The organism is Bradyrhizobium sp. 1(2017) (assembly GCF_011602485.2).
Lineage (GTDB): Bacteria > Pseudomonadota > Alphaproteobacteria > Rhizobiales > Xanthobacteraceae > Bradyrhizobium.
On sequence record NZ_CP050022.2, the window covers coordinates 1170381 to 1190216 of the forward strand.

Annotated in this window: 21 protein-coding genes and 1 tRNA gene; 13 read left to right on the plus strand and 9 right to left on the minus strand. The window is 62.1% G+C overall.

Going from position 1 to position 19836, the window contains the following annotated elements:
* The first annotated feature begins 65 nt into the window (after positions 1-65).
* The 4 genes from HAP40_RS05570 to HAP40_RS05585 all read left to right on the plus strand — a co-directional run bounded on the left by HAP40_RS05570 (position 66) and on the right by HAP40_RS05585 (position 6032).
* Positions 66-2777 carry a PAS domain S-box protein gene (locus tag HAP40_RS05570; RefSeq protein WP_166818736.1) on the plus strand — a complete coding sequence of 904 codons (2712 nt, stop codon included), beginning with the start codon at positions 66-68 and terminating at the stop codon, positions 2775-2777.
* Positions 2774-3256: a response regulator gene (locus HAP40_RS05575; RefSeq protein WP_246741164.1), complete on the plus strand. Its 483-nt coding sequence runs from the start codon at positions 2774-2776 to the stop codon at positions 3254-3256. Before HAP40_RS05570 ends, HAP40_RS05575 begins: the two co-directional genes overlap by 4 nt.
* Positions 3257-3359: 103 nt before the next feature.
* Positions 3360-4634 (plus strand): DUF892 family protein, encoded by a 1275-nt coding sequence (locus tag HAP40_RS05580; RefSeq protein WP_166818735.1) that lies wholly within the window; start codon positions 3360-3362, stop codon positions 4632-4634.
* A gap of 453 nt (positions 4635-5087) precedes the next feature.
* Positions 5088-6032: an arginase family protein gene (locus HAP40_RS05585; protein WP_166818734.1), complete on the plus strand. Its 945-nt coding sequence runs from the start codon at positions 5088-5090 to the stop codon at positions 6030-6032.
* Between the two features lie 17 nt (positions 6033-6049).
* Here the strand turns inward: HAP40_RS05585 and HAP40_RS05590 are convergent, their stop codons facing one another.
* Complete coding sequence (locus HAP40_RS05590; RefSeq protein WP_166818733.1) at positions 6050-6835, minus strand: SDR family NAD(P)-dependent oxidoreductase; 786 nt, start codon at positions 6833-6835, stop codon at positions 6050-6052.
* A gap of 132 nt (positions 6836-6967) precedes the next feature.
* Here HAP40_RS05590 and HAP40_RS05595 point away from each other — a divergent pair, with 132 nt between their 5' ends.
* The 3 genes from HAP40_RS05595 (at position 6968) to HAP40_RS05605 (ending at position 9573) form a co-directional block, all read left to right on the plus strand.
* Positions 6968-8143 (plus strand): zinc-dependent alcohol dehydrogenase, encoded by a 1176-nt coding sequence (locus HAP40_RS05595; protein WP_166819607.1) that lies wholly within the window; start codon positions 6968-6970, stop codon positions 8141-8143.
* On the plus strand, positions 8143-9261 hold the full coding sequence (locus tag HAP40_RS05600; protein WP_166818732.1) for a DUF305 domain-containing protein: 1119 nt from the start codon (positions 8143-8145) through the stop codon (positions 9259-9261). Before HAP40_RS05595 ends, HAP40_RS05600 begins: the two co-directional genes overlap by 1 nt.
* Before the next feature lie 84 nt (positions 9262-9345).
* A complete protein-coding gene (locus HAP40_RS05605; RefSeq protein ID WP_166818731.1) occupies positions 9346-9573 on the plus strand; it encodes a KGG domain-containing protein in 228 nt (75 codons plus the stop codon).
* 68 nt (positions 9574-9641) lie between these two features.
* On the opposite strand, the gene HAP40_RS05610 is transcribed toward HAP40_RS05605, so the two are convergent.
* The 4 genes from HAP40_RS05610 to HAP40_RS05625 form a co-directional block, all read right to left on the minus strand.
* Positions 9642-10652 carry an ATP-dependent DNA ligase gene (locus HAP40_RS05610; RefSeq protein ID WP_246741372.1) on the minus strand — a complete coding sequence of 337 codons (1011 nt, stop codon included), beginning with the start codon at positions 10650-10652 and terminating at the stop codon, positions 9642-9644.
* Between the two features lie 146 nt (positions 10653-10798).
* Positions 10799-11521 carry a DUF72 domain-containing protein gene (locus tag HAP40_RS05615; RefSeq protein WP_166818729.1) on the minus strand — a complete coding sequence of 241 codons (723 nt, stop codon included), beginning with the start codon at positions 11519-11521 and terminating at the stop codon, positions 10799-10801.
* 172 nt (positions 11522-11693) lie between these two features.
* The gene (locus HAP40_RS05620; RefSeq protein ID WP_051378248.1) at positions 11694-12050 is read right to left on the minus strand and encodes a hypothetical protein; all 357 of its coding nucleotides are present in this window, start codon (positions 12048-12050) and stop codon (positions 11694-11696) included.
* A 91-nt stretch (positions 12051-12141) separates the two neighbouring features.
* Positions 12142-12600, minus strand: a complete 459-nt coding sequence (locus HAP40_RS05625) for an Hsp20 family protein (RefSeq protein WP_166818728.1) — start codon at positions 12598-12600, stop codon at positions 12142-12144.
* 325 nt (positions 12601-12925) lie between these two features.
* Between HAP40_RS05625 and HAP40_RS05630 the strand changes: the two genes are divergently transcribed.
* From HAP40_RS05630 to HAP40_RS05640, 3 genes are all read left to right on the plus strand, one after another.
* Positions 12926-13150: a hypothetical protein gene (locus HAP40_RS05630; protein WP_166818727.1), complete on the plus strand. Its 225-nt coding sequence runs from the start codon at positions 12926-12928 to the stop codon at positions 13148-13150.
* Positions 13147-13326 (plus strand): hypothetical protein, encoded by a 180-nt coding sequence (locus tag HAP40_RS05635; RefSeq protein WP_166818726.1) that lies wholly within the window; start codon positions 13147-13149, stop codon positions 13324-13326. The genes HAP40_RS05630 and HAP40_RS05635 overlap by 4 nt, the downstream gene beginning before the upstream one ends.
* A gap of 811 nt (positions 13327-14137) precedes the next feature.
* Positions 14138-14500, plus strand: a complete 363-nt coding sequence (locus HAP40_RS05640) for a response regulator (protein ID WP_166818725.1) — start codon at positions 14138-14140, stop codon at positions 14498-14500.
* A gap of 1230 nt (positions 14501-15730) precedes the next feature.
* On the opposite strand, the gene HAP40_RS05645 is transcribed toward HAP40_RS05640, so the two are convergent.
* Positions 15731-15815, minus strand: a tRNA-Leu gene (locus tag HAP40_RS05645).
* 156 nt (positions 15816-15971) lie between these two features.
* Here HAP40_RS05645 and HAP40_RS05650 point away from each other — a divergent pair.
* Positions 15972-16517 carry a disulfide bond formation protein B gene (locus tag HAP40_RS05650; RefSeq protein ID WP_166818724.1) on the plus strand — a complete coding sequence of 182 codons (546 nt, stop codon included), beginning with the start codon at positions 15972-15974 and terminating at the stop codon, positions 16515-16517.
* Here the strand turns inward: HAP40_RS05650 and HAP40_RS05655 are convergent.
* Complete coding sequence (locus HAP40_RS05655; RefSeq protein ID WP_166818723.1) at positions 16514-17599, minus strand: AbrB family transcriptional regulator; 1086 nt, start codon at positions 17597-17599, stop codon at positions 16514-16516. The two genes, HAP40_RS05650 and HAP40_RS05655, sit on opposite strands and share 4 nt — an antisense overlap.
* A gap of 99 nt (positions 17600-17698) precedes the next feature.
* On the minus strand, positions 17699-17983 hold the full coding sequence (locus HAP40_RS05660) for a PsiF family protein (protein WP_166818722.1): 285 nt from the start codon (positions 17981-17983) through the stop codon (positions 17699-17701).
* A gap of 202 nt (positions 17984-18185) precedes the next feature.
* On the opposite strand from HAP40_RS05660, the gene HAP40_RS05665 reads away from it, so the two are divergent.
* Positions 18186-18677 (plus strand): hypothetical protein, encoded by a 492-nt coding sequence (locus tag HAP40_RS05665; protein ID WP_166818721.1) that lies wholly within the window; start codon positions 18186-18188, stop codon positions 18675-18677.
* A gap of 66 nt (positions 18678-18743) precedes the next feature.
* Here HAP40_RS05665 and HAP40_RS05670 read toward each other — a convergent pair whose 3' ends face one another.
* Positions 18744-19292: a TetR/AcrR family transcriptional regulator gene (locus tag HAP40_RS05670; RefSeq protein WP_166818720.1), complete on the minus strand. Its 549-nt coding sequence runs from the start codon at positions 19290-19292 to the stop codon at positions 18744-18746.
* 112 nt (positions 19293-19404) lie between these two features.
* On the opposite strand from HAP40_RS05670, the gene HAP40_RS05675 reads away from it, so the two are divergent.
* A complete protein-coding gene (locus tag HAP40_RS05675; RefSeq protein WP_166818719.1) occupies positions 19405-19833 on the plus strand; it encodes an acyl-CoA thioesterase in 429 nt (142 codons plus the stop codon).
* Positions 19834-19836: the final 3 nt, after the last annotated feature.

Consider the following 19836-nt stretch of genomic DNA (forward strand, 5'->3'; position numbering starts at 1 on the left):
CGACCCAGGGGCAGGAAAAACAATGGTACCGCACCCCTCTGGTCCTGGCGCGGGGGATGAGGCCTATGAATATTCAGCAGACGGCGGTCGATCTTGACAGTCTCGAGCCGCTCGCAGCGCTCGGTTTGCAAAGCCCGTCACCCGCTTTCCTCGCGCAGCTTCCCATCGCAATCCACGCCTGTGACGCGGAGGGGCGTATTCTGTGGTTCAATTCACGCGCGGCGGACTTGTGGGGCCGCGCGCCGCGGGTTGGCGACAATAGCGAACTCTTCTGCGGCTCCTACAAGCTCTTCCTTGATGGACGGCCGATCTCGCGCGAACAGACGCCAATGGCCGAAGTGCTGCGGACCGGAACTCCGGTCCGTGGCCTCGAAGGTCGCCTGGAAAGGCCCGATGGCTCACACGTCTGGGCCACCATCCATATTGCGCCGGTGTTCGATGAGGACGGTGTCCTGGCCGGGGCCATCAACTGCTTTCACGAGCGCATCGGCGGCCGACCGGAAATGTCGGACGCCCGTTCCGACGACTGGGTGCAGGCCCGCGACGAACGGCTTGCGGCCACCTATGAGCATGTCGGTGCCGGCATCGTCGAAATCGATCGCGACGGCCGCATGCTCCGGGTCAACCAGCAGCTTTGCCGGCTGACCGGATATACGGCCTCCGAGCTTCTGGGGCGAACGATCTTCGAGGAGACGCTGCCCGATGATATTGCCGAGGACCGCGCGCAATTCAGCCGCCAGATCGCGGGCGAATTCGATCGCTACAGCATCGAAAAGCGCATCTACCGCAAGGATGGCGGACATATCTGGGCGGCCGTCACGTCATCGAGCATTCGCGACGCCGCCGGCCAATTTCTCTACGCCGTCCGCGTGCAGCACGATATTACGGACCGCAAGCGCGCCGAACAGGCGCTCGCCCGGCGCATGGAAGAGCAAGCCGCCTTGTTCGCTTTCTCGGAGCGACTTCAGCACTGCCAATCGGCCGAGCAAGTCCACCAGGCCGCGCTTGATGCCATCACGCGCGCGCTGGGCTGCACGCGGGCCTCGATTCTGCTCTATGATCAAGCCGAGGTCATGCGGTTCGCGGCTTGGCATGACCTCTCGGAAGCCTACCGGAAGGCGGTGGAAGGACATTCCCCGTGGGACCGCAATGAGACAAGGCCGGCGCCTGTCTGCATCGAAGACGTTGCCCGTAGCGACCTGCCTGATGATCTGAAACAGACAATCCTCAACGAAGGCATTCAAGCCGCGGCCTTTACGCCCATTGTCCAGGATGGCCGGCTTGCCGGCAAGTTCATGGCCTACCATGGTGAGCCCCATCACTTCACGCCATCCGAGCTCGATACGGCGCTCACGCTGGCACGCCTGCTCGGCTTTGCCCTTGCGCGCCTTGCCGGCGATGAAGCCCGCCGCCTGGCCGAGCGCGATGCCCAGCAACTGGCGGCCATCGTTGAATCGTCAGCCGATGCCATCGTCAGCAAGAATCTTGATGGCATTATCCAGACCTGGAATGACGGTGCCCGGCGTCTGTTCGGCTACAGCCGAGATGAGGCTGTCGGCCGGTCGATCGCGATGCTTATCCCGTCCGACCGGCAGGATGAGGAGCCGCACATTCTGGCCAAGATCAAAGCCGGCGAGCGGGTGGATCATTTCGAGACCGTGCGTCGCCGCAAGGATGGCAGTCTGGTCGACATTTCGCTGACAATCTCGCCGATCCGCGATCGCATGGGGCGCGTCATTGGAGCCTCGAAGATCGCCCGCGATATCACAGAGCGCAAGCTCTCCGAAAGGAGATTGCAGGAGAGCGAACAGCGGTTGCAGGAATTGCTCGACGCCATACCGGCCGCCATCTACACGACCGACGCCGACGGCAAGATCACCTATTTCAACCAGACAGCCGTCGAATTTGCCGGCCGGACACCGTCGCTCGGCAGCGACGAATGGTGCGTGACCTGGAAGCTCTATCTTCCCGACGGTACGCCGTTGCCACATGAGCAATGCCCGATGGCCATCGCCCTCAAGGAAGGCCGTCCGGTGCGCGGGGTCGAGGCGGTTGCCGAACGGCCCGATGGCACACGCGTTCCCTTCATCCCGTTCCCGACGCCCCTGTTCGATGCATCCGGCCGGGTCACCGGCGCCATCAACATGCTGGTTGATCTGAGCGAGCGAAAGCAGGCTGAGACCCAGCAGCGCCTGCTGCTCAATGAACTCAACCACCGCACCAAGAACAACATGCAGATGCTCCAGGGGCTCCTGTACACGGCGGCCCGCAGCGCCCGGAGCGAGGAGGCCCGGCGTGTGCTCGACGATGCCTGTAGCCGGATTGCCGCCATGGCCGCTGCCCAGCGTGTTCTTTATGGCACCACCGACGCGACCAGCTTCGCGGCGGATGAGTTTCTTAGCGCAGTGGTCGAAACGATCCAGCAGACGCTGCCAGCGAGAATCAAGATCACGCATACGCAGGCTACCGGTGCTCTGTCCAACGATATTGCCATGCCGCTCGCCCTGATCCTCAATGAATTGCTGACCAACGCAGCCAAGCACGGGATCAGCGATCCGGCCGCCGACAGTATTCGCGTCAGCCTTGTTGAGCATGATGGACAGTTCGAGCTTCATGTCGAGGATGACGGGCCCGGATTTGACTTGAATGCGGTGCGACAAACGTCGTCGGGCCTGCGTCTGATACTTGGCCTTGCCCGCCAGCTCCATGCCGAGTTTACCGTGAGCCGATCGCCTTCGCGCGCTACGCTTCGTTTCGGCGCATCGCGAGGTGCATGATGACACAGGCGAGCATGTCCGAAAGCCATGAGCTGGCCGATCCGACCGATCGTTCGCCTGATGATAAAGTGGCGCCCGCCGCCGACGAACCGAACGATCATGTTGATCAGTCCCGCGCGGTCCTGATCGTCGAAGACGATTTTTTGATCGCCATGCAGGCTGAAGCCGCGTTGCTCGATGCTGGCTTTCGGGTGACCGGCATTGCAACCACCGCCGAGGAAGCCTTGACGATGGCAAGGGAACAGAAGCCGGCCCTTGCTATCATGGATATACGTCTGGCCGGCCGACGCGACGGCGTCGAGGCAGCCGGTGATCTCTTTCGCGAGCTCGGCTTGCGCTGTGTCTTTGCTACGGCCCATGATGATCTCTTGACCCGCACGCGGGCCGAGCCGTTCGCGCCGCTTGGCTGGCTCTCGAAGCCTTATACCATGGCTTCCCTGACGAGCGTGGTCCGTGCAGCGTTGACGCGGCCAGCCTAGCTTCTGCGCGTCCAGCGTCGATGGCGCGACACTTCAGTAGATAGGAACGACCGCGTTGCGAGGCCGTTTGGGACTCATCTCCCTTCAAGCCCGAGGCTCTTTCATGTATCACCACGTCAAGAAGTTGATGTTCACCGTCCGCGTCGATGAGCCGGACCCGCGCTTTGGCAATATGCTTCTTGAACAGTTCGGCGGCGCCAACGGCGAACTTGCAGCCGCGATGCAGTATTCGATCCAGGGCCTCAATTGCGAGGACCCCGATCGCAAGGACCTCCTGATGGATATCGGCACCGAAGAGCTGAGCCATCTGGAAGTCGTCGGTACGCTGGCCCGCATGCATCTCAAGCCGGCGAAGTTTGATCGCCAGGCGGCCGAGGCCGATCCGCTGATCGCGATCGCGGGTGGGGGCGGCGTGAATCTCTTCAATTCGCAAGGCAATGCCTGGACCGCCGATTACCTGAAGATCACGGGCGAACTGGACGTGGACCTGCGCAGCAATATTGCCGCCGAAGCGCGGGCGAAGATCGTCTACGAACGCCTGATCAACTTTACTGACGACGCCGGCACTAAGGACGCCTTGCAGTTCCTCATGACCCGCGAAATCACCCATATGAAGGCATTCTCGCTCGCCCTCGAGAGCATGAGCAAGCCGGCCTTCAGCATTGGCCGCATCGCGCCCACACCGGGTCTCGTCGACCAGTTCTTCAACGACTCCACGGGCACCGGCGATCATGGTGAGATCGACACCCGCGGGCCCTGGAACGAGGGCGGCGAATGGGTCTTCACGGAATCGCCGGCCATTCAGGCCGGGGAACCAGGACCCGCGGCGGCTATCGTCACCGAAAGCTCACCGCCGGTCGACGAGGCCGGTCTTGGCGACCTGCTGATCGACGAGCTCCGCGACATCCTTCACGCCGAGAAGCAGTTGACGAAGGCGCTTCCCAAGATGGCGGAAGCGGCGCGATTCGACCAGTTGCGCGAGCTGTTCGAGCTGCATCTCGGCGAGACCGAAACCCAGATCGAGCGCATCAATGAATGCTTTGAGTTGCTCGGCAAGTCCGCGCGCGCCAAGCCCTGCAAGGGCATGATGGGTCTTGTCGAAGAAGGTCAGGAAGTCATGACCGAGGGCGAGGAGAAGGAAGACGCCGCGGCCGACCTCGCCCTGATCGGCGCGGCGCAGCGGGTCGAGCATTATGAGATTGCCGGCTACACGACAGCGCGCAACCTTGCCCAGCAGCTACGCCATAGCGCCGTCGTCAGCCTCCTATCGAAGTCACTGGCAGAAGAGGAAAACGCGGACCAATTGCTCAACCAGGTCGCGCGGTCCCTGATGTCCGTCGCCAAGATGCCGGCCGCCGTCGAACAGACCGAACAGTAGGCGGATGAGGGCGGTCCCGAGCAATGCCACGGTAACTGCGCAGCTTTGAGTCTGCGTCAGCCGCCGTGCCTTGCTGTAGTCGGAGGCGTTGCCGATGTCGTCCATCGTCCCTCAGCGTGACGAGCAGGACATCTATCTCGGTGAAGACGATGGTGGCGCCTCGGGCCCTGTCTGGTGCGAGGCGCCCGTCCTTGGCAACGACTTCGAAGCCGTTGTGATGGATCTGCTGGAGGGAAACTATCAATGCCCGCGCCGGGTCGCGGTCTATCGCTCAAGGTTGGGTGCGCGATGCGTCGGCCGAGGTGGTTCACGAATTGCGGCGGCGCTGCGATCTCCAGCTCCGCGATATACCGGAGGCCCTGCATGCCTTTACCGACCGCTATGAAGGACGCTTCGCGGACGTGCAATTGCCGTTGCCAATACCAATAGGCATTTAAGCCTTCCACACACGCCATGACACAACCTGTCACCCCTGCCACCTTTCTAAGCCTTCCTGCGGGCGCGCCCGACATGGTCTCAAGCGCGGATGTCGTGATCTTTGGTGCGCCGGACGCGACGCCGCATGTTCCGGGCGCCACCAGCCATGCCGCACGGGCTCCTTCGGCTCTACGGGAAAGTACCCAGCAAATTGCGCGTGATCCCTTGCGGTGGGATTTCGATCAGGACGGCCCGTTGATCCCCGAAGGATTGCGGGCGGTTGATCTTGGCGACCTTCCAACCGATCCGGCAACACCGCAGGAGAACCGCTCGCTGATCACATCCACAACCGTGAGCATTCTGAAGGCGGGCGTCGTGCCTCTGCTGCTCGGCGGGGATGACTCGGTTCCCATTCCATTCTTCGCGGGGTTCGAGCGGTTTGGCCCCGTCACCATCCTGCAAATCGATGCGCATCTCGACTGGCGTGACGAGCGGGATGGCCTCAAGCATACATTCTCCAGCACCATGCGCCGCGCCAGCGAAATGCCATGGGTGGAGCGGATCATTCAGGTTGGACAGCGCGGCATCGGTGGTTCGCGGGAACGGGATCTTGCCGACGCCCAAGCTTGGGGCGTGACACTGTTCAGTGCGGCGACCGTGCGCCGACATGGCGTGCAGCCAGTCATCGACCTCATCCCGCCGGGCAGCCAATGCGTCGTTACGCTCGATTGCGACGGCCTCGACCCGACTGTTATTCCCGCGGTGCTGGTCCCACAGCCGGGCGGTCTCGGCTATCTCGATATCGTCGAGCTGTTGCATGGCGTTACGCAACGGGCGCGGATCGTTGGTTTTGATCTCGTGGAATTGGTGCCGGATGCGGATGTACGAGGCTTAGGCGTGCTCGCCGCCTCGCGCATTCTCTGCGTTGCCCTCGGATGCGTGGCGCGACAGCGATCCGCTATGAGGCTAGCGGATCAATGACAGCACGAGAGACCTGATCAGGATTTTGCGGTGCCGGGCTCCGCCTGTTTGCGATGCTGCTTGGCGAGTGTTTCGGCCGGCGTCACATTGGCAACCGCCGACTGGATCTTGTTCTTGAGGCCGGTCACGACATCGCCTTCGCCATTCATCATCGCCTCGAAACCCTTGCGGGCGACCATCGCCGCATCGTCCTTGTCCTCAGAGCCCACTTTGGTGTCGAGCATATCTGCGCGTGCGAAGAACTCGGTCTCGGTGGCGCCCGGCATCAGGCAGGTGACCGTCACTTTCGTGTCGCGCAGTTCCTCGCGCAGCGCAAAAGAGAGGGAGTTCAGGTACGACTTCGAGGCGTTGTAGACGGCCTGGAAGCTCCCCGGGGTGAAGCCCGCGATCGAACCGGTAATAAGGATCTGTCCCTCATTGCGCCGGCGCATGTCCTGGCCAACCCGATGGAGCAGGTAGGTCGTCCCCATGACGTTGGTGTCGATCACCTGACGGACACGCGCCCACTCCTGATCCAGGAAAGCATGGCCCAGGCCGCGGCCGGCATTGGCCATCAGCACGTCGACCTTGCGACCTTGTGCAACCTCGTAGAGCTCGTCGACGCCTTCAATGGTAGCTAGATCGGCTTGCAACGCCACAACGGCGATGCTGTTGACTTCTTTGCGCAGCGCCTCCGCGGCCGCCTCGATCTCGGGTTCATCCGCGGCGACGAGAAGGTCATATCCTTTGGAGGCGCAGAGCCGGGCAAGCTCAAAGCCGATGCCGGTCGAGGCACCCGTCACAATTGCAAACTGTCCGGCCATGGGCGCATTCCCTCTCGGTTTTTTTTACGTGGCTCTGAGCCTAATGGGGCACAGGCGAGAGCGTTCCTAAGCGGTTAGGAACCAGCCGCAAGATTGATGCTTGGTCTGGTCGCGCAACCTTTGGAGCGGAGCATGAAAGCCCTCACCTGGCACGGCAAGAGCGACATCCGCTGTGAATCCGTTCCCGATCCCAAGATCCAGGACGGACGTGACGCGATCATCAAGGTGACGGCCTGTGCGATCTGCGGCTCGGACCTTCATCTGTTCGACGGCATCATGCCCACCATGGAAAAAGGCGATGTGCTCGGCCACGAGACAATGGGCGAGGTTGTCGAGGTCGGCAAGGACAATAGCAAGCTCAAGGTCGGCGACCGCGTGGTGGTGCCCTTCACCATTGCCTGTGGCGAATGCTTTTTCTGCAAGAACGGCTTCTACTCCGGTTGCGAGCGCTCCAACCCCAACGCCAAAGAGGCTGAGAAAATGTGGGGGCATTCGCCCGCTGGCCTGTTCGGCTATTCGCACATGTTGGGCGGCTTTGCCGGCGGCCAGGCCGAGTATATGCGCGTACCGTACGCGGATGTCGGGCCTTATAAGGTCCCGGAGGGGCTCACGGACGAACAGGTCTTGTTTCTCTCGGATATTTTCCCGACCGGCTATATGGCCGCGGAATTTTGCAACCTCAAAGGCGGCGAGACAGTCGCCGTCTGGGGCGGCGGACCAGTCGGCCAGTTTGCCATCAAGAGCGCATTTCTGCTGGGCGCCGAACGGGTGATCGCCATCGACACGGTGCCCGAGCGATTGACCCTCGCCATGCAATCGGGCGCCATCACGCTCGATTTTATGAAAGAGGATGTCTACGAGCGCATCCAGCAACTCACGCAAGGGCGCGGCGCCGATGCCTGCATCGATGCGGTCGGCACCGAGCCTGACACCATGGCAAGCAAGGATTCTGTGATCGATCGCATCAAGGTCGCGACCTTCATGGGAACCGATCGCCCGCATGTTTTGCGGCAGGCCATCCAATGCTGCCGCAACTTCGGTACTGTCTCGATTGTCGGCGTCTATGGCGGCGTGCTCGACAACATCCCGATGGGCAGTGCCATCAATCGCGGACTAACCTTCCGCATGGCCCAGACCCCTGTTCAGCATTACCTGCCCAAGCTTTTGCAACGCATCGAAAAGGGCGAGATCGATCCAAGCTTCGTTATCACCCATCGAGCGACGCTTGAGGAAGGGCCCGATCTCTACAAGACGTTCCGCGCCAAACAGGATGGCTGCATCAAGGTCGTGATGAAGCCGTTCGGCTGATGGGAGAGGGCGCCGCGAAAGAGTCGAAGTCGAATTGGCTGGCGGCCGCTCAACTCGGGCTTGTCAGCAGCACGTTTTCGACGCTCATCAGCCAGCTTGCGGCGTCACAGTTGGGACGGGACGCGGCGGTCGACTGGATGACGGTCGCTGCCATTCCAGGTCGCGACGCCATGCTGAGCGCGTCGCCTTCGGTTCACGCGATTGCCCTTGGCATCGCCTTTCATCAATGGGCGGACTTTTCCTGGGCGCTGGTCTTCTTCGGTCTGTTTGGGCGCTGGACGAGCCGTCTTGTGCCCGGCACTCTCTTTTGGCTGGCGATACCCTGGGCCGCGGTTACTTCGGCGACCGAGTGGTTTGGACTGGTGCCGCTGTTTCCGTTCTTCCAGCCGATCTTCACTTTGCAGCAACCCTACTGGATCGGCTTTCTCGTTCATCTCTCGTCCGCTTTGATCTATCCCCTGTTCGCCTGGCTGCGTTGGCCGCTGGGGCGCGCGCCGCCAACATCCGCGGTGCGCTTTGCCAAACGGTGGGCAGCGGGAGCACTTCTCGTGCTTGCAACGTTCGGCCTTGTTTCCGTGATTGATGGGTTGGGTTGGCCGCTGCCAATCCTCAGCCGCGATGTTGCCGGTGATCAGCGCTATATCCGCCATATGGTCACGCATCATGAGCAAGGAATTGAGCTTGCTAAGCTCGGCCAGCAGCGTGCGCAGGACCCGCACCTGCGCGCGCTCGCGGCCTTGATGATCGCCAGCCAGCAGGGCGAGAACCGCATCTTCGATCGTTGGTGGCGCGGGTGGTTCAGCGAGCCGATGGCGCTCTGCTCGAGCGAGGAGCGGGTGGCCATGCCTGGCTATCTGACGTCGGCACAAATGGCGGATGCGCGCAACGCGGCCGATGGTGAGTTTGATGCGATGTTTATCCGTCTGATGAGCCTGCATCATGCCGGCGCCGTCCAGATGGCGGATAACCAATGGCATTCGTCCGGCGATCCCCGCCTGCGTCTGATGGCGCATGCCATACGACATGAGCAGCAAGGCGAGATTGCTTTGATGAACAACGTCACGGGCATCGAAGCCGTGCGGCAGGCGACGCGCAACATGCTGGCCAACAATCTCTGACCAACCTTAATCTTTCTCTCAGGAACGAGCTTCTGATCTCGCCATTAGCCTTCATGGGCCGGGCAACAAACAAGGAGAAGATTGATGGCAGACGAACAACGTGGTGGCTCCGGAAATTTCGCCAACGATCCGCAGCGCGCGTCTGAGGCCGGCAAGAAGGGTGGCGAGCAAAGCCACGGCCAGCAGGGACAGCAGACCCAGGGCGGAAGCAAGCCCGGCCAGCAGGGCGGGAGCTCGACGGACAATCCGGGCAATTTCGCCAACGATCGCGAGAAGGCCAGCGAAGCCGGACGTAAAGGCGGCCAGTCCTAAGGCTTCACTGACCCAGCAAGGCCAGGACGTCGATGAGATGTCCTGGCCTTTGTTAAAAGCGCGCCGAGCTACGTCGCTGCTCGGAAGGTTTGTGTGGCCGCCCTCTGCCGAAGCTGATCCATGCGACATTGCGAGGGCTTCTTGTCAGGACGCCACCGGATGACTTTCGTGCCGTGCCGAAAGCGGTCGCCCGTCACATGGTCATAGGATACTTCGACCACGAAAGTTGGACGCACGGCTTTCCATTCAGCCGATCGCTTTGTCGACCAGCGGCTTGGACCGCCCGGTGAATTGCCGGTGAAGCTCTGCAACCTGACGATTTTCTCCAGCCGATCGGTGAGAGCCAGTCGATCGGACGATCGGATGCCGGACGTAAATCCGACATGGTGCAGAAGTCCACCCTTGTCGTAGAGGCCGAGCAACAATGAGCCAACGACTTTTCGATTGCCCTGCTTCTTCTCGGCATAACGAAATCCGCCGACAACGCAATCAGCCGATCGCAGCAGCTTGATCTTCTGCATGCCGTCTCGGGTGCCGCCTCGATAAGGCAGGTCGAGGCGCTTGGCGACCACGCCGTCATGATCTTCATTTACGCTGTTGAGCCAGGCCTCGGCATCCGCATAGTTTCGGCTTGCCGGTGTCAGCCGGAAAAGCCCGCTCGCCTGGAAGGCCTTTCCCGCAAGTGTTTCAAGGGCGGCGCGGCGCATCATAAGCGGCAGACCCGAAAGATCTCTCGCGCCCGATCGCAACAGGTCAAAAACCATGAAGGTTGCGGGAGTTTCTTTGGCAAGGTGCTTGACCCGGCCGGCGGCCGGATGAATGCGTTGAAGCAACGCATCAAACGAATAGCCCTCATCAAGCTCGATAATCAACTCACCATCCAGGGTGAGCGTCTTCGGCGACAAGGCGGCCGCGGCTGCGGCAATTTCCGGGAAGTAACGAACCAGATCGCGGCCGCTTTTGGATTGCATGCTGACTCGGCTGCGTTCGCGGATCAAAAGACAACGGAATCCATCCCATTTCGGCTCGTATTGCCACTGGGCCCCCCGTGGCAGTTGGGCGACGGACTCGGCTTCCATGAGCTGCATTGTGCGGTTCAAGCCTCCCGGAGGGGGCGCAGGACACTGATCGTGTGGCTTTTCACGGCATCAAGCGAAACCGTCCCGAAACGTTCCTCCGTCACAGTTATACTGCGACTGAATGTTGGCGGCTTCTGGCCCAACCGCTACAGCAGTTCTCTCAATGCCTGCGCGTCGGCCGGCGCTGCACTCTTCTGATCATTGTCGAAATAAACATAGACGTCACAGCCTTGCCGCTTCCACGACTTGAGGCGTCCGGCCCACTGGGCGAGCGCGGCTTGCGAGTAATGGCCGTGATAGCGTCCGCCTGGGCCATGTCCGCGGACATAGACGAAGTCCGCAGTGCGCTTCCACGGAGCCGGCGCCTCGTGATGATCGGACAGGCAGAGTGAGATATTCTCGTCAGACAGCATCCGGAGAATGCGCGGCTGGTACCAGCTCGGATGCCGAAATTCGAAACTGTAGCGGCGCTTCCTGGAGAGAAGCTTGAAGAAGGATCCCAGCCGATCGGGGTCCACTTCAAACTGCGGCGGAAGCTGAAACAGGATCGGGCCGACCTTGCCGCGTAAAAGGGAAATGCGACTTTCAAGCAGGTCGAGGCTGTTCTCGGAGCGTTCGGACAGGCGCTTCCAGTGCGTGATAAACTTCGAAGCCTTCCAAGCGAAGACGAAGTCGCGCCCGGTCTGGTCGCGCCATGCCTTCACTGCCTCTGGCGTAGGAGTACGGTAGAACACGCCGTTCAGCTCGGTGGTCTCAAACCGCCCGGCATAGTAGGGGAGCTGCTTCTTAAGCGGCAATCCTTCGGGAAAAAACGGACCTCGCCAGGAGGCGTAGTGCCAGCCGGAGGTGCCAATCAGAACGCGCGCCATCTGCCTTGCCATTGTTGGGCGCGATGCCATCCAAGTCGCGCTTTCAAAGAACAACGTTGGGGCGCAGGATACGTTGCTGTCGGTGCAGCCGACTTAGGGAACCACGCGATCTTGGGGCGGTTCAGAGCGCGTGCATTAACGTGGGTTGATCCGTCTGAGCACGAGCCGGCCCTCAGGAGACAGCCCGCGCGGTCGAGGCCGTCGACATCGCTATGAGCGCGGCGGCCCGAGGCCGCCGCAGTCGCATCGTCGCCCCGCCCGGGCGAGGTGGACCGTCGTCCTCGCCGTCGAGGCGCCGCAGCGCCGCCAAGATATCGGCGAGTCGGATCGTATGCCCCATGCCAGGTATCTCGCGCAGGTTGGGGCAGGATTCGACCGCGAACATGTCGGACGCCCAAGACGACAGGATGATGCGCTTCTCCGACGTGGAGAGGTCGGCGTCGTTCAGGACATCGTCCGGAGATCCGTAGTGCGCAGCGGGGTGAAAGAGGGGACTAAGATTGCCGGAATTGGTTTTGGCATCGGTCATCGGTGGTCTCCCTTACGCTCCTTTCCAAGGGATGGTGTGATGGGCGGCGGGCTTGCGCGCCCGCCGCCGCTTGCCGATCGCATGAGAGCGATCAGGCTGCCTTCTTTTGCTCGATCTGGGGCGAAGCCGTCGCGCCTGCGATTTGGATCCGGCGCGGCTTCATGGCCTCCGGCACTTCGCGGACGAGATCGATGATCAGAAGACCGTCCTGGAAGGATGCCTGTTTCACCTGGACGAAGTCGGCCAGATTGAAGATGCGGCGGAACGGACGTGCTGCGATGCCCTGGTACAGGAATTCGCCGGCGGCCTTCTCGGGCTTCTTGCCTTCGATGGTCAGCGCGTTCTGCTCGGCGGTCACGCTGATGTCGTCGGCGCCGAAGCCTGCCACGGCAAGCGTGATCCGGTAGTGGTCCTCGCCGGAGCGCTCGATGTTGTAGGGCGGGTAGTTGTCCTCGGTCGCCTGGCGCAACGCGCTGTCGACGAGGCCGGCCAGATGGTCAAAGCCGATGGTGGAGCGCCACAGGGGCGCGAAGTCGAACGTGGTCCTCATATCCAAGTCCTCCAAAGAGCAAGATGGTTACGAAGGAGCGCAAGACGGCGGTCCGAGGACCTGCCGGCCGGCGCCCGAGCCGGACCCATGGGGGCGTCCGGCACACCGCTCTCGCGGCGAAAAACGACTTAGAGAAACGCAAGGGAGATTCAAGAGGTCGGCCATAATTTTTTTTCGCTCCGCCTTGGCTAACGCGCTGGGAAGGATTCGGCGTCGCACCAGTGCCATCTTGACAGCTTTCCCGCGGCGAATATTTTTTGCCGGGAAGTCGCCTTCCCGTTTCTCGAAACGCAAAGGACCTAAGAGACCGTCAGGAGTGGCGAAGATGATCGACGAAGATTTTGCCCGCATCCGCGCGCAACGCAACAACATCCACCGCTACCGCAGGCTGCTGAAGACGCAGCTCTCGGAGCTCGAGCGCCAGTTCATCGAACGGCGTCTCTCCGAGGAAAGCTCCGCGCTGGAGGCTTTGACCTCCAAGACTTTCCCCATCGCGTTCGCCATGCCCCCAAGGCGACCCGCTCCGGCGAACGTGGGGGCGGCGCCATGACCGACGTCAGAGATCTGCTGGTCCGCGGCAGCGAGAAGGTCATCGAGCACTACCGGCTGCTCCTTGCCGGCGCCAAGACCGAGAAGGAACGCGAGCTTTACCTCCGTCGGATCGAGCGCGAGCAGTGGCTTATCGACCAGTTCAAAGGCAGCTTGCCGGGACGGTTAGCGGCATGAACGTCGAGAAAGAGGATCGCTTTGCGGGCTACGACATCATGTTGAAACAACGTGGGCGGAGCCGGTGGAAGTGGGCGGTCTGCGCGGCCGGAGGGGAGGTCGTAATGTCTGGTTCGGAGTGGAGTCGCTCGGCCGCCAGATACAAGGCGGAACGCGCGTTGTTCGATCTGCTGTGCGCAAGCGCGTCGTGCACCGTCGTCGGACGGGAGGGCCTTACAGGTCCTCCCGCAAACGCTTGAACATAGGGCCAAGCTTTTTCTTGGCCGACTTCGCCCAGAAGAAGCTCAACCAGTGCACCGCTGGTGGGGGGCGGACGGCGGCTGAAGCGCCCAACCTTCGGCGGTTCAACTATCGAAACAATGGGAACGTCGCTGCCGGAATGGAGGGTAGCTGTGGTCACGACAAATAGGCGCCATAGGGCAACTTCGCCACCTAGGAAGCATTTGATTGACCTCTGAGCCCTCCGGCGGGCCACGCCGCTTCGACGCCGGCAAGCGCCTCCGGCCATCGGACTCGCTTGGCTCCACGCCGCCCATCTGAGGCTCCTAACTCGCCCATTGGCCAGCCCTGAAAGTGTCTACGCTTTTTGAGTTAGGCTCTTAGCTAGGACAGTCCTGCCAGGAAGTGCCGAATTTTCCCAACCGTTCAGGAACTTTTTGCTTGTGCACACTTTGTAACGTCCAGCCGACATGTAGGATCTGGTGGAAGGTTTGACGCAAATGCCAGCAACAGTCCTTGTCATCGAAGACGGCGAGGAGAACTCAGTTCTTTAACGCGTGCTTGGCGGCCGGTTCAGGCAAGGCTCAGACAAATGAAACAGGCATCGATATTCCTTGTCGAAGATGAGGTGCTCATTCGGATGATGCTTGTCGAAATGGTCGAGGATCTGGGGCACGAGGTCATCGCTGAAGCAGGCAACGTAGATGACGCGCGCTCACTGGCGGAAATCGAGCAATACGACCTTGCGATCCTCGATATTAATTTGCACGGTTTCAGCGTGCAGCCCGTGGCCGAAGTGATCGCAGCTCGCGACTTGCCCCTCTTTTTTCTGAGCGGCTACGGGTCGGAAGGCATCCCTGATCAATTCAGGGGGAGGCCGGTGCTCTCCAAGCCGTGTGAGCTGGAAATCCTAAAGCGCACGATTGATGCCGTTCTAGCGAATGGAAGCCTGTGACAAGCCGAATGCTTGGACCCGAGAAGTGTCGTAAGGCTTGAGAGGGCTTTGCGGCCATCGCGACTCATGCCTCTCTCAGCGTTCTCTACCAAACAAGCTCGGATTTGCCCCAACATACTCTGCCCAAAGCTCTTGCATCATCCGCCTCACGGTCACCGGATCGTATCGTTCACCGGTTCGAGGATCGCCTTCGAGCTGGCCCGCGCGAATTCTCCCGGCATGAGGATTGCCGATGTCAGGTATAAAAGAAGCACCCGTTGGCTTGTGTATGATGCCTTCGGGTGTCACGTTGAATTGGTCTCGACTGACTAGGATGTTGGCCACTCGCTGCTACCTCACGGCGACCTGGCATTTTCGGTGTGACGCCCAACGTCTCGCGGATCGCAACGTTCCTCTCGAACTTCCCTAACTTCCGCGGCGTCGACGACTATTGCCGCGGCATTCCGTAAGTTCGGTCGCATCGTGGCTGCAAGGTCGGCTACGCTGCCTTCGTTGAGCCGCGTTGACCCAAACCAGCGCCTACCTTGGTGGCTGCAAACCGGGTGATGTCAGCCACTCGTGTATGTCAGGCAATTTCGATCGTCCGGCGCTTGCGTTTACAACTTCGCGCTGTGGTCCCTGTTCAACCTTTTCGAAGGCCGCCTCGATGCGAGCTTTCAGCCAGACAGGACGTCGTTCGGCTAGGGGGCGTCAAAACGCGTACCGCGCTGACCGGTCAGCTTCTGCGTTACGCATGATTGGAAGTGCTTGCCGTGACCTTGAGCGCTCGTCGGCTCATTGCTCAGGAGGCCGCTTGCGTGTGCTTGTCGAACCGCTTCTCGGTGCTCCGGTCTTTGCCTGCCTTGAGCAGATATTTGGTGCTCACGCCGCGCGTCGGCGATGGAGGGACCGCCGCCGGGCACGCCGGAAATCTTAGCCAGGCTTCCACGCGCCAGTGTCGCATTTCGGTCGGGCGGATCTACTTGGGGTTGGCGCTCTCGCCATCGTTCTTGCAGACAACGTCACGCGAAAAGTGGTGAACGGGGCCAGGCCGGCGCTCAATTCCTCGCTCGGAATATCGAAACTCGCAGCGGCGCGCGTTTGGCTTGGCGATACCAGCAAAAATACCAGCAAAGCGGACGGCTGCAGTCGGCTTGTGCTTGTATTTTCAACGCGTCGGGGAAAGCTTTTCGGAGAAATCCGGAATCGAACCAGCAACCTAAGTTATTGTTATTGTTGTAATTTTTCTCGTGGTGCCCCTGGCCGGAATCGAACCAGCACTCCTTGCGGAACTCGATTTTGAGTCGAGCGCGTCTACCAGTTCCGCCACAGGGGCCTTCGGTCGGCCGCTCGGAGGAGGGGCGTCGCGAAGCCGGCGGACTATAGCCATGGACAGGACGGGGTCAACCCGCGCCAAAGTGATCCCGGCCGTTCTCGACAGCTGCATGGGCCGGAGTTAGCTAAGATACGCGACCGATCGGAGAGAGCTGCCGTGACGACCCAGAGTGCCGCAATCCCAGCATTCAAGCCGGCCGGCGCGGGCCCCGCGCTGACCGCCTCGCTGCTCGTCACATTGATCGCCGCGGTTACGATCGCGGGCGCCTGGTTCTTCCAGCTCGTGCTGGAAATCCTGCCCTGTCCGCTCTGCCTGGAGCAGCGTTACGCCTATTATCTCGCGATTCCGCTCGGCGCGCTGACCGCCGTCGCGGCAAGGACCGGCGCGGCGCGGCCGCTGCTGCTCGCCGGACTTGCGATCCTAGCGCTGGCGACGCTCGCCAATGCCGGTCTCGGCGCCTATCACTCCGGCGTCGAATGGGGATTTTGGCAGGGGCCGACCGAATGCTCAGGTCCCGTCGTCAATCTCGGCAATGCCGGCGACCTGTTCTCGCGGCTCGACACCGTGAAGGTGGTCCGCTGCGACGAGGTGCAGTGGCGTTTCCTCGGCCTCTCGCTAGCCGGCTACAACGTGCTGATCTCGCTGCTGATGGCCGCGATCGCCGGGTGGGGATTCGTGCGGACGGCGAGCGCTAGGACCTAATCATCCACGTCGTCCTGCGTGCGCCCGAACAGGTGCACGATGCCCGGGGTTGCGATCGTCACGAAGACGAAGCGCGACAGGTGATGGGCGCCGACGAAGATCGGGTCGATGTGCAGCGTCAAGGCCAGCGCCAGCATCGCGTCCATCGCGCCCGGCGCGAATGCGACGACGACATCGGAGAATTTCACCTGCGTGGTGAGCGCGACGATGCCGACGAAGACGGCGGAGATGGCAATTGCGACCGCGAACGAGCCCAGCGCCGCGTTGATGTGACCGGCGAGCGTCTTGATCCGCATCCGCGCGAAGCGGCTGCCGATCAGGGCGCCGATGCCGACCAGCGCCACGCCCCGCATCCAGTCCGGCAGGCCGCCCTCGACCCAGCCCGCGCCATGCAACGCGCTGGAGGCGATCATCGCGCCGAACATCCAGCTCGCCGGAAATTTGATCAGCCGCAGGACGAGCGCCACGGCCAGCGAGGCTGCGGCCAGCTCCACGAGGTCGAGCGGCGAGGCGATCGTCGTCGTCAGCGACGGTGCGGCAGAGGGCGCCACGCCCGCACTCGCCAGCACCATCGGCAGCGCCGCGGTGAGGATGATGACCCGCATGGTCTGCACCACCGCGATGCCCGGCAAATCGGCACCGCGCTCGACAGCCAGGATCGTGATCTGCGAGAGCGCCCCGGGGCTGCCGGCGAGGAAGGCCGAGGTGCGGTCCCAGCCGTGGATGCGCTGGAGGTAATAGCTCGAGCCGAAGGTCGAGCAGAAGGTCGCGAGCGCGAGCAGGCCGATGGTGACGGGATAGGCGCTGACCTGCTGGATCAAATGGCGCGAGACGACCGAGCCCAGCGAGATGCCGAGCAGCACCAGCACGGTCTGGGTCAGGATCGGCGGCAGCGTCAACTGACGGCCGGCGATTGCGGCGATCCCGACCGCGATCATCGATCCGGAGATCAGCCCGCCCGGAAGGCCGGCGAGCAGGAACGCGAGACCGCCGGCGGTGCCGATGACGAGCGTCTCCATCGTGCTCAAGACGCTGGCACGGCTCGGCCATTCGAACGGCAGGGAGGCGACGATCTGCTTCACGCCGCCTTATCGCAAATCAGCAAGAGGCGCACAATTGCAGGCTCGTCATGCCGCAATGCGTGCGCCTCCCGCTGATGCTCGCGGAGGATCGTGACCGGCTTATTTCTTGTCGGCGGCGGGGGCGGCAGGGGCCGCGGTGCCGGCCTTCGCTTCCTTCTTGCACTCGCGGCGGAATTTCTTGCGCTCCTTGCCCTTCAATCCCTTGGCGTCCGCCTGCCTGGAGCATTCGAGCGATTCCGCCGAGCGCTCCTTCGTTGCCTTCTTGTCGGCGGTAGTGGCGGCCGCGTCGGTCTTGGCAGCCGGCGCGGCGGTCTGTGCGAACGCGGTGCCGGTGACGAGCAGGGAGGCGAGGGCGATGGCGGCGAGGCGGGACGTGGCGGTCATGTGTTGCACTCTTCTTGCGAGAATTGCGAAGAACCGGGAACGTCGGCCTGCGTTGCTGAACGCCACATGAATGATGAGAGCGGCGGGGATCACTATATTTTGCCGCCGCAACTCATCGCATCCTTGTCGCAAGCGGCCGGCACGCTAGGATAGCAATGTTCGTTTCACTTCCGTCGAGGAAGATCAAGGAGGAGACACAGGGATGACCATTCAGACCAGATTGATGTGTGCGATTGCAGCGTCGGGTGTCGCGGCATTGGTGGCAAGCGCGCCGGCGCAGGCACTGACCTCGCAGGAGTGCAGCGCGAAATATCAGGCGGCCAAGAAGGACGGCTCGCTCGGCACCATGAAGTGGAATGATTTCCGCAAAGCCCAGTGCGGTGCAGACGCAACGCCGGCGGCTGCGCCTGCCGCGGCCGCTCCAGCTGCGCCTGCCGCTCCCGCCGAGCCGAAGCAGGCCAAGAAGGAGGCCGCGCCCGCCGCCGCACCGGCGCTGCCCGCCGGACCTGCGATCTATCCGAACGCGGTCGATCCGAAATATGCCAAGGAGACTCCCGGCAAGGCACGCCTGCACACCTGCGTCGACCAGTACAATGCCAACAAGACCACCAACGGCAATGGCGGCTTGAAGTGGATCCAGAAGGGCGGCGGCTATTACAGCGAATGCACCAAGAAGCTGAAGGGCGCTGCCTGAGCCTCGACGCGCGCGACAATGCGATGGCCGGAGCCTGGCTCCGGCCATTTTGTTTGGTCCAATCGTCTAGGCCAGCAGCTTCTCGGCCGATTTCGCCACGAGCTGCGATCGTTTGCGCGGGCCGCGCTCGACGAACAGCAGGCTCTGGCCGAAGATGAAGCAGTAGAACAGGAAGGCCTGCGCCTCGGCCTCCTCGGCCGCAAGGCCGGTCGCGCGATAGAGCTCGGCGACGTGCTTGAGCCGCGCCGCGTCCACGCTTGCCACCGCCGCGGCCGCGCCCTCGTCCGCGCGGGCCCATTGCCGGATCGCGAGTTCGATCGCCATGCCCTCCGGGTTCAGCCGCTCGGAATAGAGCTGGATTACCGCCCTCAGCCGCTCGCGGGGCTCTTCACCGTCGAGACTTGTCTGCTGTGCGATGGCCGCTGTGCGTCCCTCGCGCCAGCGCTCCAGCATGGTTTCGAGCAGCGCGGCGCGGTCGGCAAAGCGGCGGTAGAAGCCGCCCTTGGTGACGCCGAGGTGCTTGGCGAGCACCTCGACCCGCACGCCCTCGACCCCCGAGCGGGCGAGCTCGGTAAACCCTGCCTCGACCCAGACATCGCCCTTGCCGTCGCTCATTGAAGGAAGCCTCGCCGGTTCTTGATACGGTGCCGTATTGCTAGCGCGCCCGGGCTCTGATACGCTACCGTATCAACGAAGAAAAGCCGGAAACAGCAGAGGAGGAATTGCGATGGAGCACGAGGCGACCTATCGCGGCACGGTCTATCCGTGGCAATGCGATCATGTCGGCCACATGAACATCATGTGGTATGTCGGCAAGTTCGACGAGGCCAACTGGAATCTGTTCGCCCGGCTCGGGCTGACGCCGAGCTATCTGCGCAACTCGGGGCGCGGCATGGCCGCGGTGCAGCAGAACATCGCCTACAAGCGCGAGCTGCTCGCCGGCGACATCGTCGAGATTCGCAGTCACCTGCTCGAGATCAACGACAAGTCCATCCGCTTCCGGCACGAGATGAGAAATGCAGAGACCGGCGAGATTGCCGCGACCTGCGAGATCACGGGCGTGCACATGGATCGCAGCCAGCGGAAGTCGATGCCGTTCGCCGACGCCGTCCGCGAAACTGCGTCGCGGTATCTTGCCGGGCCGGTCGAGGTGTAAGCC

Bases quoted from the DNA above. Each gene is read 5' to 3' on its own strand.
- HAP40_RS05615 (WP_166818729.1), bottom strand. From the start codon at position 11,521: ATGGCGCGCGTTCTGATTGGCACCTCCGGCTGGCACTACGCCTCCTGG.
- HAP40_RS05600 (WP_166818732.1), top strand. From the start codon at position 8,143: ATGGGAGAGGGCGCCGCGAAAGAGTCGAAGTCGAATTGGCTGGCGGCC.
- HAP40_RS05610 (WP_246741372.1), bottom strand. From the start codon at position 10,652: ATGGAAGCCGAGTCCGTCGCCCAACTGCCACGGGGGGCCCAGTGGCAA.
- HAP40_RS05665 (WP_166818721.1), top strand. From the start codon at position 18,186: ATGACCATTCAGACCAGATTGATGTGTGCGATTGCAGCGTCGGGTGTC.
- HAP40_RS05580 (WP_166818735.1), top strand. From the start codon at position 3,360: ATGTATCACCACGTCAAGAAGTTGATGTTCACCGTCCGCGTCGATGAG.
- HAP40_RS05675 (WP_166818719.1), top strand. From the start codon at position 19,405: ATGGAGCACGAGGCGACCTATCGCGGCACGGTCTATCCGTGGCAATGC.
- HAP40_RS05635 (WP_166818726.1), top strand. From the start codon at position 13,147: ATGACCGACGTCAGAGATCTGCTGGTCCGCGGCAGCGAGAAGGTCATC.
- HAP40_RS05575 (WP_246741164.1), top strand. From the start codon at position 2,774: ATGATGACACAGGCGAGCATGTCCGAAAGCCATGAGCTGGCCGATCCG.
- HAP40_RS05660 (WP_166818722.1), bottom strand. From the start codon at position 17,983: ATGACCGCCACGTCCCGCCTCGCCGCCATCGCCCTCGCCTCCCTGCTC.
- HAP40_RS05625 (WP_166818728.1), bottom strand. From the start codon at position 12,600: ATGAGGACCACGTTCGACTTCGCGCCCCTGTGGCGCTCCACCATCGGC.
- HAP40_RS05605 (WP_166818731.1), top strand. From the start codon at position 9,346: ATGGCAGACGAACAACGTGGTGGCTCCGGAAATTTCGCCAACGATCCG.
- HAP40_RS05620 (WP_051378248.1), bottom strand. From the start codon at position 12,050: ATGACCGATGCCAAAACCAATTCCGGCAATCTTAGTCCCCTCTTTCAC.
- HAP40_RS05585 (WP_166818734.1), top strand. From the start codon at position 5,088: ATGACACAACCTGTCACCCCTGCCACCTTTCTAAGCCTTCCTGCGGGC.
- HAP40_RS05670 (WP_166818720.1), bottom strand. From the start codon at position 19,292: ATGAGCGACGGCAAGGGCGATGTCTGGGTCGAGGCAGGGTTTACCGAG.
- HAP40_RS05590 (WP_166818733.1), bottom strand. From the start codon at position 6,835: ATGGCCGGACAGTTTGCAATTGTGACGGGTGCCTCGACCGGCATCGGC.
- HAP40_RS05640 (WP_166818725.1), top strand. From the start codon at position 14,138: ATGAAACAGGCATCGATATTCCTTGTCGAAGATGAGGTGCTCATTCGG.
- HAP40_RS05630 (WP_166818727.1), top strand. From the start codon at position 12,926: ATGATCGACGAAGATTTTGCCCGCATCCGCGCGCAACGCAACAACATC.
- HAP40_RS05595 (WP_166819607.1), top strand. From the start codon at position 6,968: ATGAAAGCCCTCACCTGGCACGGCAAGAGCGACATCCGCTGTGAATCC.
- HAP40_RS05570 (WP_166818736.1), top strand. From the start codon at position 66: ATGAATATTCAGCAGACGGCGGTCGATCTTGACAGTCTCGAGCCGCTC.